The sequence below is a fragment of the Thalassovita sp. ABM4_323 genome, from assembly GCF_056158665.1.
In genome coordinates, this window is sequence record NZ_JBSWTS010000007.1 from 782,007 (window position 1) to 794,327 (window position 12,321).

At 58.1% G+C, this 12,321-nt stretch carries 14 protein-coding genes; 9 read left to right on the top strand and 5 right to left on the bottom strand.

Annotated features, from left to right (window positions below):
- The first annotated feature begins 25 nt into the window (after positions 1 to 25).
- A complete protein-coding gene (locus ACXADQ_RS06140; protein ID WP_475316849.1) occupies positions 26 to 421 on the top strand; it encodes a DUF1761 domain-containing protein in 396 nt (131 codons plus the stop codon).
- Here ACXADQ_RS06140 and glmM read toward each other — a convergent pair.
- Complete coding sequence (gene glmM / locus ACXADQ_RS06145; protein ID WP_475316855.1) at positions 418 to 1,758, bottom strand: phosphoglucosamine mutase; 1,341 nt, start codon at positions 1,756 to 1,758, stop codon at positions 418 to 420. The genes ACXADQ_RS06140 and glmM overlap by 4 nt on opposite strands.
- A gap of 286 nt (positions 1,759 to 2,044) precedes the next feature.
- On the opposite strand from glmM, the gene ACXADQ_RS06150 reads away from it, so the two are divergent.
- The 5 genes from ACXADQ_RS06150 to ACXADQ_RS06170 all read left to right on the top strand — a co-directional run bounded on the left by ACXADQ_RS06150 (position 2,045) and on the right by ACXADQ_RS06170 (position 6,862).
- On the top strand, positions 2,045 to 3,928 hold the full coding sequence (locus tag ACXADQ_RS06150) for a polysaccharide biosynthesis protein (RefSeq protein WP_475316861.1): 1,884 nt from the start codon (positions 2,045 to 2,047) through the stop codon (positions 3,926 to 3,928).
- Positions 3,929 to 4,110: 182 nt separating this feature from the next.
- Complete coding sequence (locus ACXADQ_RS06155) at positions 4,111 to 4,296, top strand: hypothetical protein (RefSeq protein WP_475316865.1); 186 nt, start codon at positions 4,111 to 4,113, stop codon at positions 4,294 to 4,296.
- Positions 4,297 to 4,322: 26 nt separating this feature from the next.
- Positions 4,323 to 4,622, top strand: coding sequence for a hypothetical protein (locus ACXADQ_RS06160; protein WP_475316868.1), 300 nt, complete (start codon positions 4,323 to 4,325; stop codon positions 4,620 to 4,622).
- A gap of 108 nt (positions 4,623 to 4,730) precedes the next feature.
- Entirely contained in the window at positions 4,731 to 5,783 is a 1,053-nt protein-coding gene (locus ACXADQ_RS06165; protein WP_475316874.1) for a hypothetical protein, read from the top strand.
- Complete coding sequence (locus ACXADQ_RS06170; RefSeq protein WP_475316881.1) at positions 5,750 to 6,862, top strand: nucleotidyltransferase family protein; 1,113 nt, start codon at positions 5,750 to 5,752, stop codon at positions 6,860 to 6,862. The genes ACXADQ_RS06165 and ACXADQ_RS06170 overlap by 34 nt, the downstream gene beginning before the upstream one ends.
- A gap of 215 nt (positions 6,863 to 7,077) precedes the next feature.
- Here the strand turns inward: ACXADQ_RS06170 and ACXADQ_RS06175 are convergent, their stop codons facing one another.
- Together ACXADQ_RS06175 and ahcY are read right to left on the bottom strand one after the other, a co-directional pair.
- Positions 7,078 to 7,419 carry a DUF2853 family protein gene (locus ACXADQ_RS06175; RefSeq protein WP_475316886.1) on the bottom strand — a complete coding sequence of 114 codons (342 nt, stop codon included), beginning with the start codon at positions 7,417 to 7,419 and terminating at the stop codon, positions 7,078 to 7,080.
- Positions 7,420 to 7,641: 222 nt separating this feature from the next.
- Positions 7,642 to 9,027 carry an adenosylhomocysteinase gene (gene ahcY / locus ACXADQ_RS06180; RefSeq protein ID WP_475316888.1) on the bottom strand — a complete coding sequence of 462 codons (1,386 nt, stop codon included), beginning with the start codon at positions 9,025 to 9,027 and terminating at the stop codon, positions 7,642 to 7,644.
- A gap of 136 nt (positions 9,028 to 9,163) precedes the next feature.
- On the opposite strand from ahcY, the gene ACXADQ_RS06185 reads away from it, so the two are divergent.
- The 3 genes from ACXADQ_RS06185 to ACXADQ_RS06195 are packed head-to-tail and all read left to right on the top strand — an operon-like array spanning position 9,164 to position 10,959.
- Positions 9,164 to 9,853 (top strand): FkbM family methyltransferase, encoded by a 690-nt coding sequence (locus tag ACXADQ_RS06185; RefSeq protein WP_475316893.1) that lies wholly within the window; start codon positions 9,164 to 9,166, stop codon positions 9,851 to 9,853.
- A gap of 24 nt (positions 9,854 to 9,877) precedes the next feature.
- Entirely contained in the window at positions 9,878 to 10,471 is a 594-nt protein-coding gene (locus ACXADQ_RS06190; protein ID WP_475316899.1) for an HD domain-containing protein, read from the top strand.
- Positions 10,468 to 10,959 (top strand): N-acetyltransferase family protein, encoded by a 492-nt coding sequence (locus tag ACXADQ_RS06195; RefSeq protein ID WP_475316903.1) that lies wholly within the window; start codon positions 10,468 to 10,470, stop codon positions 10,957 to 10,959. The genes ACXADQ_RS06190 and ACXADQ_RS06195 overlap by 4 nt, the downstream gene beginning before the upstream one ends.
- A 27-nt stretch (positions 10,960 to 10,986) precedes the next feature.
- On the opposite strand, the gene ACXADQ_RS06200 is transcribed toward ACXADQ_RS06195, so the two are convergent.
- Both ACXADQ_RS06200 and ACXADQ_RS06205 read right to left on the bottom strand, forming a co-directional pair.
- Positions 10,987 to 11,538, bottom strand: coding sequence for an ActR/PrrA/RegA family redox response regulator transcription factor (locus tag ACXADQ_RS06200; RefSeq protein WP_420568996.1), 552 nt, complete (start codon positions 11,536 to 11,538; stop codon positions 10,987 to 10,989).
- Positions 11,539 to 11,619: 81 nt separating this feature from the next.
- Positions 11,620 to 12,252 (bottom strand): SCO family protein, encoded by a 633-nt coding sequence (locus ACXADQ_RS06205; RefSeq protein WP_475316909.1) that lies wholly within the window; start codon positions 12,250 to 12,252, stop codon positions 11,620 to 11,622.
- Between the last annotated feature and the right edge of the window lie 69 nt (positions 12,253 to 12,321).

Consider the following 12,321-nt stretch of genomic DNA (forward strand, 5'->3'; position numbering starts at 1 on the left):
TCCCACGGCCAATGAGGAGCAGGACATGAGCTATTTGGGAATTCTGGTGGCTGCGATTGCGGCCTATGGGTTTGGCGCGCTTTGGTACATGACGCTGGCAAAACACTGGGTTCAGGCCGCAGGTGTAGCGACCGATGACGCCGGCCAGCCGGTGAACAAGGGCGATCCCATCCCTTATATCGTGGCTTTTGCTAGCTGCCTGCTGATGGCGGCGATGATGCGCTATGTGTTCACGCAGATCGGGGTCAGCGGGATCGGGCAAGGCCTGATTGGCGGCTTTGCGGTCGGGCTGTTCTTTGGCGCGCCCTGGCTGACGACCTGTTATATGTTCGCGGGTCGCCCGAAAAAGCTGATCTTTATCGACGGGGGCTATGCCGTGGGCGGCAGCACCCTGGCCGGACTGGTTTTGACCCTGCTTTAGGCCACCGTTTCCACCGCATCGCAGATCGAGCCGATGATCCGGTCCAGCTGGGCCTCGTCTTCGGCCTCGCCCATGACGCGGATCAACGGTTCTGTTCCCGATTTACGGATCAGCAGACGGCCGGACTTACCCAGCTCCTTTTCACCCTCGGCGATAGCGTTTTGCACGCAATCGGCCTCCAGCGGTTGGCGGCCCTTGGCATAGCGAACATTGCGCAGGATCTGAGGCACGGGTTGGAATACAGTGGTCAGCTCGCTGGCTTTCTTACCGGTTTCCACCATCGCCTTCAGGAATTGCAGCGCTGCAATCAAACCGTCGCCCGTGGTGGCGTGATCCGTCATCACGATATGGCCGGATTGTTCGCCACCCAGGTTGAAACCACCTTCGCGCATACGTTCAACGACATAACGATCCCCGACCGAGGTGCGCTCCAGCCCGATGCCCTGATCATTCAGGAACCTTTCAAGGCCCAGGTTCGACATCACGGTGGCAACCAGTGCGTTGCCTTGCAGCTGACCCTCTTTTGCCCACATCGAGGCAATCATCCCCATGATCTGATCCCCATCCGCGACGGCGCCGGTTTCATCCAGGATGATCACCCGGTCCGCGTCGCCATCCAGACAGATGCCCAGATTGGCCCGGGTTTCTCGGACTTTGCGCGCGGCGGCCTCGGGCGCGGTCGAGCCGCAATCTTCGTTGATGTTGCGGCCATTGGGGCTGACGCCGACGGTGACAACCTCGGCCCCCAGCTCCCACAGCACGTTGGGCGCGGCCTTATAGGCGGCCCCGTTGGCGCAATCCAGCACAACGCGCAGCCCGTCCAAACGCAACCCGCGTGGGAAGGTCGTTTTTGCGTACTCCACATAGCGGCCCAGCGCGTCGTCCACCCGTTTCGCACGGCCGATGTTTTCAGGCGCGGCCAGGGTAACGCCCTCGTTCAGCAGGCGCTCGATCTCGATTTCGGCATCATCAGACAATTTGAACCCATCCGGGCCAAAGAACTTGATCCCGTTGTCATAGGCCGGGTTATGGCTGGCCGAGATCATCACACCCACATCCGCCCGCATCGAACGCGTCAGGTACCCAATCGCCGGCGTCGGCATCGGCCCCAGCAGAAACACATTCATACCCGTCGAAGTAAACCCGGCCGTCAGCGCGTTTTCCAGCATATAGCCAGACAAGCGCGTGTCCTTGCCAATGACCACGCGGTGTTCTTGTTGATCACGGCGGAAATAACGCCCTGCCGCGGCCCCCAATTGCATCGCCAGTTCAGCTGTCATTGGGTGGGTGTTGGTCAGTCCGCGCACGCCATCAGTGCCAAACAGGGATCGAGTCATTGGGGAAACACCTGCATTCATTGCTTTGCGCCTGTCTAAGCTTCTGAAGTTCCTGTGTCCAGAACAGCCGCAATTTGGTGATTCCTTAGGCGGATTCCCCGCGACTTTCTGCTTTGCAGCAATTTTCGCGTGCAAATACTTGAATGAATCAGAAACTGTAACGAGGCTTTTACAGACAGTCTGCAGTTACGTTCTGCGGCGCAGTATCAGACGACCAGGTGCAAATTTGCCAAAGCAAAGCCAGAAAAATCTGCTTTTTTCGGTCAGCCACCTTCACGAAAAGGCGATGCGGAACCTGTATCGCTTTTTGCTGAAGGCCCCGCGCGAACAAAAGGCTCTGCTGCTGCAGGTGGTCGAGCTTCTTTCTGTCTCTGTTGCATTTGTCGGAGCGTTGTTGATTCTGAACACCGCGATGCCACTAGCGCTGCCCGCCTGGGTGCTGCTTTTGTCATGGGCATCCGCTGCGGGTCTATCGGGCGTTTTGACCATGTCGTTGGGCCTGAATCACACCCGGTTGATCGCCTATCGTGGGGCAGAGTTGCTCCAGTCTTCGTTGGTTGCGGTGTCGACCTCGGTCATGACATTGGCGCTGCCCCAAAGCGTCGGGCTCCCCCTGCCTGCACAGTTCGCGTTGGCCTTTGGCGTCCTCTACCTGACAACCGCCGTATCTGCGCGGATCGTGCTGCGCGAATTCGTCATTCGCGTCTACGAACGGGGCCAAAATCGCCTGCGCGTGCTGATCTATGGCGCAGGCCAGACAGGGCAACAGCTGGTTGATGCGCTACGCACGGATAATGCGCTAAAGCCGGTGTGCTTTGTTGACGACAATCCAACGCTGCAAAGCCGCAGCCTGCGCGGATTGCCGGTTTTCGCCCCAGAGCGCATTGCCGATCTGGTTGAATCCAAAGAGATCGACCGGGTTCTGATGGCCATGCCCTCGGCCAGTCGTCCCGTTCAAGCCCGGATCGAAGAAAAACTGCGGCGCCTGGGTTGTGATGTTCAGCGCGTCCCCAGCTTCTCGGAATTCGTGATGGGCAATCGGCCACCCACGCCGATCCGTCACGTCAAACTGCCCCGGCTGATGAATTGCGAGATTCTGGAGAACGAGCTGCCCGAGGTTCGCAACGCCTATCAGGGAAAACGGGTGCTGGTCACTGGGGCTGGCGGCTCGATTGGCTCTGAAATCTGCCGCCAAATGCTGATCTGCAAACCCGAGGTCCTGGTACTGCTGGATCATTCCGAATTGGCGTTGTTCGAAATCGAGCGCGAGCTGTCCGACTTGCGCTCGGACGTCACCATTGTTCCGGTTCTGGGGTCAATCTGCGAAAGCGATCTGACCAAGGATGTACTTGAGCGATATTGCATCGATACCATCCTGCACGCGGCGGCCTATAAGCATGTGCCGATGGTCGAATGCAACCTGATCGAAGGCCTGCGCAACAACGTGCTGGGCACCAAGATGCTGGCGGATGCTGCAATGTCGGCGGGTGTCAAACAGTTTACGTTGATCTCGTCTGACAAAGCCGTGCGTCCGACCAGCGTTATGGGGGCCTCGAAACGCCTGGCCGAGATGGTTGTCCAGGATCTGGCGACGCGCAACAAAAGCACCAAATTCGGGATGGTCCGGTTTGGCAATGTTCTGGGCTCCAGCGGGTCTGTTGTGCCGCTCTTTCGCGAACAAATTGCCCAGGGCGGTCCGGTGACGGTCACGCACCCGGATGTTTCGCGCTTTTTCATGACCATTTCCGAGGCTGTGCGACTGGTCCTGCTGGCAGGTTCGTTCGATTGCCAGGGCGAGGTGCTGGTACTGAAAATGGGCAAGCCCGTGCTGATCCGGGATGTCGCGCGTCAAATGATCGAAGGCGCAGGCATGACCGTCAAAGACGCGCAGAATCCCAACGGTGACATTGAAATCACCTTTACCGGCCTGCGCCCCGGCGAGAAACTGCACGAAGAGCTGCTGCTGAGCCGGGACATGATCACCACCCCGCATGAAAAAATCATGCGTTCGCCCGAACGTGGCCTGTCTGAACTTGAGATGGCCACCGTTTTGCGGGATCTGCGCGGCGCTATCCAAACTCGTAACCCCGAGGCCGCCCATTCGGTGCTGGACCGCTGGATCGAGGGCCGCGGACTGATTGGCCCTCAGAAGGCCGTACCGGCCGAGTAAGCAGCGCCACCCTCTGCAAATCAATTGAGGGGGTGCGAGATCGGTTGCTTTCTGCTAGAGTGCTGCAAAACAAGATAGAAAAATCATGACGAGCAGTTCTGAATCCAAGCCCAAGTCCTATTCGCGGCGCCAGGCGCTTGCGGCCGTAGGAAAATATTCTGCCGCCCTTGGCGGTGCCAGCGTTGTTGCGCTTTCTGCAGACGATGCCGCAGCCCAAGCCGCCTGTAGCCGACCCAATCCACCCTGGTGGTGCGATCGCGACGGTGGACCTGGCGGCGGACGCGGTGGTGGCGGCGGACGCGGCGGCGGTGGCGGACGCGGATAAATTCCCCTTCACCTCGGTCAATTTTCGTCGCATGTGTGTATGAAAGGCTCCGGCCAAAGGGAAATGCAGATGAGCGGGCAGGAAAACAAAACCAAAGATAAACCCGTCACACGCCGTGACGTACTGAAATCTGTTGGCAAATACTCAGCCGCTGCAACGGGGGCAACTGTGGTTGCGCTAAGCGCGAACCAGGCCTTGGCTCAGGCCTCTTCCAGCAACGAGTGGGTCTGCACAGACTATTATCCTTGGTGGATTTGTTGGTGGTTTGGTTTTCAAAGCGCGAACTCGAACGGGGGCTTCGGCGGCTGGAATGGCTTCAACAACAACGCCGAGCCTGACTATCTCGGAGATACCAACAATCCTGGGTAATCAGCTCTGACTAAGCCAAGCAAAAATCCTAGCTCCCTAAGCGATCTGATCTCTTCGTGCCGAATTGGCAGTTCGATCGCGCTTCGTTCGGTCGCGACAGGCGCCGTGGTGCTGACGAACGAATTCGGCCTGCACATCTTTGATGGTCTGCGTACTGGGTTGCCCGTTGGGGCGATCGCGAAGCAGATCGCCGAGATGCCCGAGGACCACGACGACGCGGTGCAAGCAATTCACAGCGTTTTGGCCAGTTGGGAGCACGCCGGCCTGCTGACCACTGACGCCCCGGCCTTTCCCAACCCGGTTGCGTATGTTCCTGCTTCCGGAGAGCCATTGCGCATTGGCGGACGAGGCGGCACGGCTGACGTCTTCATCCCGCACAAGATACTGTCTGAGCAGGTCTGGACCATTCTGGGACATATGACACCGCAATTGAACCAACCAAGAACCACTCTGTCAGCGCAGCCCGACGGGGATGGTTTCGCCGTTTTCAGGGATGGGCAGGCCTTGTCTGGGCGTATCTCTTTGGATGCAGCCCGGTTTGTGATCCTACGAGAGATGGCCGAAATCGTTTGTGGCGCCCAGCGGGTTGCCGCGGTATTTCACGCAGGCTGCGTGTCGCAAAACGGGAATGGTCTGCTGATCTGTGGAGACAGCGGGCAGGGAAAATCCACGCTGACCTTTGGCTTGGTCGCCGCTGGATGCGACTATATGGGGGACGATCATATTCCTCTGCACCGGGACGGTCGTTCAGCCATGAGCTTTCCCTCGGCCGCAGGCGTCAAACCAGGATCATGGAACCTGCCCGAGATAGCCCAATTGCAATCTCGCTTTGGCCTGACAGCGCTGAGCCCTCGTGAGGGAGTGCGCTACATCCCCTTGCATCGCACATCGGCAATCGATACCGGTGAAAAACGCCCAATCAAAGCGGTCATTTTCCCAAGTTTCCGCCCTGATGCGCCTTTCCGAATGGAACGAATTACGCCGGAACAGGCTCTGATTCAGGCTCTTCAGGCTGGCAGCCGCCCCTCACATTCGCACAATCGCGATCTTGCACCTCTATGCAAATTTCTGAACGATGTGCCTGCCTATGCGCTCTATTACTCTTCGTCGGATCAATCTGTGCCTGCATGTCTGAAACTGCTGTCATCTCCGCAAACCTAAGCCTGTGTGCCTCGGCCCCCCATCGGGCTGTGCTGGGATTGATCATGGTGGCACTGGGAAAGCCCGCCTACGAGGGGCTACACGCAGATCTAAGTGCTTCTGAGCCCGAGCATTTGGCCGCCATCGCCAACCAGTCCTATGGGCAGGTGATCCTACACACCGCGTTTGAATTCCAGAACTCTTTGGCCGCGCTGATACCGCAGGATCTGGGAATCTATTTCGCTGAAATGCAGCGGGCCAATCACACGCGCAATCAGCAGGCGGTCTCGCAACTAAGAGAGATCGCTCAGATCCTGCGACCCCGTGGAATTTCCGTGTTGGCCTTAAAGGGGGCCGCAGATGTGCTGAACCCGATACAGCCTGTGCCGTCACACCGGTATATCAGCGATCTGGATCTTCTGATCCCAGCCGATCGCGTGCAAGAAGCTGCGCAACTGTTGCGCAGCGCCAAGGGATTGCCGACGGATGATCATCTGATCCAGCCCAGTGGCCACCATCATCTTTCTCAGATCAATCCCCCGGACTGGTTGTTCACGGTCGAGCTGCACATCGCGCCGGGCTCGGCGATTGTCAGCTCTGTCTTGGGTGCCGACATGTTTGACCGCGCCCACCCGACCGGGATCGAACAGATTTTTCTGCCCTGTCTCGAGGACAGGTTTTTGCATCATATTCTGCATGGGATGGAGCTGCGTCACGAAACCGGCAACTTGAACCTGCGGCTAATCGCTGATCACGTGCAATACCTAGAGACGCTCTCCGATCAGACACAAAAACAGGCTCTGAATCGGCTGAAACAGGCGAGTTGTGATCTGTGGCTGACCGACCTCACCGAACTTACCCAGGGGCTAAGCGGTGTCCAAGCTCTGACCACAAACAGTTGGGGCGCCCGGGCCCTGACGGCGTTTGGCAACCCCGAGGCAGCCAAAAGCCGGGACAACGCGTTTTGGGTGCGCCATTACCTGCGCCGGCTGATGTACAGCGCAGACTATCGACGGCAAACGCTGCGCAAGATCGTTCGCCCAAAAGCCTGGGCCGAATTCTTTGCGTTTCACCGGGACCGGCGCGGCAAGTTCAAATAATAGTCGGAGGGACCGGCAAGTTGCTGGCCCCTCCGTTCCCCACGTGCTCCCTACTCACCACACGTGAAACTAATTTGGGACCGGCCATCCTGACTCGGCTTACTGTCACCATAGCGCAAGAGTGCCGCAGACCCTACGACCGAGTGTTTAGAATACCGCTTAAATGCAAAACGCCCGCCGGTGTGGGCGGGCGTCAGGCACGAATATCGCTGAAATCAGCCGTAGATCAACTCTTTGCCGAAATGCTTGGCCAGCATGTAGTAGACCACGGCGCGGTACTTGTTGCGCTCGGAGCGGCCATAGGTTTCGATCACCGAGTTGATTGCGTCCATCAGCTCGGGGCCATCCGCCAGGCCCAGTTTCTTGATCAGGTAGTTGTTTTTGACGGTCTCAAGCTCGCTTTCCTGCGTGGCGGCGACGGTCGAGGCATCGTCATTGTAAATCGCGGGACCGCAACCGATGGTGACCTTGGTCAGCAGATCCATATCGGGGTCCATACCGCATTTATTTTTCAGGTCGTCCGCGTATTTTGCGATCAGATCGTCCCGTTTTCCCATTTCAAACTCCCAATCCTTGGGCTTCTTGCCCTATTTCAGTAACCCAGCAGCAGGGTTGAGCCGAAGCCTACTCTGAAAACGCTATGGGACAAGAAATTTCTCTGCTGCGGCGCCATATCTGAGGTTGAGTGGCGGAATTTCCCCTCTTCCCCAAGGGAAGCCCGGAACGAAAATCGCCCGCCACACGGGGTGACGGGCGATTTCAACGCATATTTGCCGGAATTAATAGCGGTAGTGCTCGGGCTTGAACGGACCTTCGGGGGTGACGCCGATGTAATCCGCTTGGTCTTTCGTCAACGAGGATAGTTTCACACCGATCCGTTCCAGATGCAGGCGCGCGACCTTTTCATCCAGATGTTTGGGCAGGATGTAGACCTCGTTTTTGTACTCATCACCTTTGGTGAACAGCTCGATCTGAGCCAGTACCTGGTTGGTGAAGCTGGCCGACATCACGAAGGACGGATGCCCGGTCGCGTTCCCGAGGTTCAGCAGGCGGCCTTCGGACAGCAGGATGATGCGGTTGCCGTTGGGCATCTCGATCATGTCCACCTGGTCCTTGATGTTGGTCCATTTGTGGTTTTTCAGGTTGGCGACCTGAATTTCGTTGTCGAAGTGGCCGATATTGCCAACGATGGCCATGTCCTTCATCTCGCGCATATGCTCGATGCGGATCACGTCTTTGTTGCCGGTGGTGGTGACGAAAATGTCAGCCTCGGATACGGCATCCTCCAGCGTGGTCACCTCGAACCCGTCCATCGCAGCCTGAAGGGCGCAAATCGGGTCGATCTCGGTGACTTTTACGCGGGCACCGGCGCCACGCAGCGACGCGGCCGAGCCTTTGCCCACATCACCATAGCCACAGACAACAGCAACCTTACCGGCCATCATGGTATCGGTCGCACGGCGGATGCCATCGACCAGCAATTCCTTACAGCCGTATTTGTTGTCGAATTTCGACTTGGTGACCGAGTCGTTCACGTTGATCGCGGGGAAAGGCAGCAGGCCATCGCGCACCAGTTGGTACAGGCGGTTCACGCCAGTGGTGGTTTCCTCGGACACGCCCTGGATCGCGTCGCGGGTCTTGGTAAACCAGCCGGGGCTTTCGTGCATGCGCTTCTGGATTTGGGCCTTGATAACGACCTCTTCCTCAGAGGACGGGGCAGGCAGGATATCCTCGCCAGCCTCGGCACGAGCGCCCAGCAGAACGTACAGGGTCGCGTCACCGCCATCGTCCAAGATCATGTTCGGACCTTCGGGGAAAAGGAAGGATTTATCCAGATAATCCCAATGTTCTTCAAGGGTTTGACCCTTGATCGCGAAAACCGGAACGCCAGCCGCTGCAATCGCTGCCGCCGCATGATCCTGCGTCGAAAAGATGTTGCACGAGGCCCAGCGCACATCTGCGCCCAGCGCCACCAGCGTTTCGATCAGAACTGCCGTCTGGATGGTCATGTGCAACGAACCGACAATGCGCGCACCGGCCAGCGGTTTGCTATCGCCATATTCTTCGCGCAGCGCCATCAGGCCCGGCATTTCTGTTTCAGCAATATCCAGCTCTTTTCGGCCAAAATCGGCCAGAGCGATGTCTTTAACGATGTAATCGGTCACGGGGTATGGCTCCTGCGTTGTTAGCGCGCATGTATCACTGTTGAGTTGATGTAACAATGACAAGCCTCGGGTCAAATTCTTGCCAAAGTCTGGGTCTAGTGATTGTCTATGAATATTCCACAATCTGGTCGCGATTATGAGTGTTGTTGAAGAACTAGAGGCTCAGAACGAATATGGGCGCTACTCGGTGCCCGAGGGGCTGGATCACCGGCCCGCCGTACGATTGATCAAATCTGGTCAGGTATATGAGCCCGAGACCATCAAGTTCATGCGCCAGAACGTGGGACAGGGGGATATCATCCATGCAGGCACGTTTTTCGGGGATTTTCTGCCGGGCCTTAGCGCCGGAATGGCCAGCGGGGCGCGGATCTGGGCGTTCGAGCCCAACCCAAACTCGCATCACCATGCCAGCCAAACCATTGCTCTGAACGGGCTGGAGAATGTCACCCTGACGCATGCCGCAGTATCGAACGCGGACGGCGAGATCTTTTTCAAAACCCGAGACGATCAGGGCAACCCGTTGGGCGGGCACAGCCGATACGTGGTACAGGACGGGCCGGGGGTCGAACATGTGCCCTCGATCCAGCTGGACAGCGTGGTCCCCAAGGGTCGCGAAATCTCGATCTTGCAACTGGATGTCGAGGGGCACGAACGCGCCGCACTTGAGGGCGCGATGGACATGATTGCGCGGTGCCGCCCCATCCTTATCCTCGAAGAATTCCGCTATAAGCGTTGGATAAAGGCCAAGCTGGGCCATCTGGGATACGAGCTGAAACGCAAGGTTCACGCCAACAGGGTCTTTGCCCCGGCAGACCGGGTGTTATAACCGACGAAAAGCCCCGAGGTAGAGATGGCACAGCCCCCCCGAGCATGGCAGCGCATGCTGTCGGGTCGCAGATTGGACCTGCTGGACCCGACCCCCATAGATATCGAGATCGAGGATATCGCCCACGGTCTGGCCTTTGTGGCGCGCTGGAACGGGCAGACGGTCGGGGATTTTCCCTATTCTGTGGCGGAACACTCCATTCTGGTCGAGCAGTTGTTCACTCGGATGAACCCGAATGCTCCTATTAAATGGCAGCTGGCGGCGCTGCTGCATGACGCGCCTGAATACGTGATCGGCGACATGATCAGCCCGGTGAAAGCCGCCGTTGGCCCCGGATATGGGGCTTTGGATGATCGCTTGACCGCCGCGATCCACATCCGCTTTGGTCTGCCGGCGCAGATTCCCGCCAGCGTCAAAAAACAGATCAAACGCGCCGATCGCGTCAGCGCCTGGATGGAGGCTGTGCAGATCGCCGGGTTTTCCGTGGCCGAAGCCGACAAGTTCTTCGGGAAACCCGATCCCGAATTGACCAAAGGGTTGGATATCCATCTGCGTTCGCCGGTCGAGGTACGCGAGGATTTCACCCGGCGGCACGAAGCCTTGCTAAAGAGGCTTTGATGATCATTCGTCGCGCGGGATCATTAGATGCCAGACCGATGGCGGATCTGCTGAACCAGATTATCGAAATCGGCGGCACCACGGCCTATACTGACCCGGTTACGCGGGATTTTATGCTGGCCAAGATGGCGCGAGCGCCTGACAGATCAGCCTGGCATATCGCCGAGGACGTGGCCGGGACTGTGTTGGGATTTCAATGGATTGCACCCCACCCCAAGCTTCCGCCCGAGGCTGCGGATATCGCGACATTCGTGCAGGTTGGAAAAACCGGACTGGGCACGGGGTCCAAGTTGTTTGACTCAACCAAATCGGCCGCGCGGGCCCTGGGGTATCGCTGGATCAATGCAACGATCCGCAGCGACAATCTTGGTGGGCTGGCCTATTACCAATCGCGCGGTTTCGAAACCTGGGCTCACGATTCAAATGTCGCGCTGGCCGACGGGCAGATCGTGAACAAAACCTCAAAACGGTACGATCTGTACAAATAGGCGCGCCCGTCAGGCTGATCAGGTCCCCTAGCGGGGCGAGCGTTTGGCCAGAATACGTTGCAAAGTGCGGCGGTGCATGTTCAGCCGACGCGCGGTTTCGCTGACGTTGCGATCGCACAGCTCGTAGACGCGCTGAATATGCTCCCAGCGGACACGGTCGGCGCTCATCGGGTTTTCCGGCGGCGGGGGCAGTTCGTCAGGTTGCGCCAGCAGCGCGTTCATGATGTCGGCAGCATCCGCCGGTTTGGACAGATAATCCGTGGCCCCGATTTTCACCGCCGCAACCGCCGTGGCGATCGCACCATAGCCCGTCAGAACCACAACCCGGCAATCGGGGCGCTTTTCGCGCAGCACCTCGACCACATCCAGTCCGTTGCCGTCCTCCAGGCGCAAATCACAGACGGCATAGGCGGGCGGGCGGGCAGTGGCGATGGCCTTGCCAGCGGCCACAGAGCCAGCCGTTTCAACCGAGAAACCACGCTTTTCCATGGCTTTGGCTAATCGCTTCAGAAAGGGCTCGTCGTCGTCCAGCAACAGCAGGCTATTGTCCTCGCCGATTTCCTGAAGATTTTCCGCCATGCTCGTCTCCTCCGGCCCTGAAAGATGCGTTAAAAATCCTTGTATAGCGGCACGTTGCCTGCGTCAAACATTCGCAGATCTTTATCTGGCATCCATAAAGCACTGGATCGAGCTGGCCATGTCCTCGGGCGTCATGTCGCGACGGAAAAACTCGATAAAGCCCTCTTCGGGGAAGACAAGGTAGCTAAAGGTCGAGTGGTCGATCAGATAGTATTCTTCGTCGCCCGGTTCGGGGTCTTGTTTTTGATAAAAGGTGCGATAGGCCATGCTGGCGGCCTTGACCTGTTCAGGCGTGCCGGTCAGGCCAATCATCCGCGGATGCAGGTAGTCGGTGAAATCGGCCAGAACCTCGGGCGTATCGCGTTCTGGATCAACCGAGATAAACACGGGTTTGACGATGGTGCCGTCATTTTCCAACAGCTCGATCGCCTCGGCGTTGCGGGAATTGTCCAGCGGACAGACGTCGGGGCAGAAGGTATAGCCAAAATACAGAAGCGAGGGCTTATCGATCAGCTGTGTGTCGGTCACGGTCTGGCCCGTTTCATCCACCAAGGTGAACGGCCCCCCGATTTGCGAGGACCCGCCCGCAACAGCCCCGACCCGGCACTGGGCGTATTTGTCCCCATCCTTGGGCCCCGAGGTCACATACCAGGTAGCGCCCAGCAGGGCGACAACGGCAACGGCAGAGGTTCCGGCGATCAGACTACGGGACATGGGTGGCTCCTTCAGGAAGGTCATTGATCTGTTGTCCATGCATATTTAACACTGAATGTCAGAGTTCAA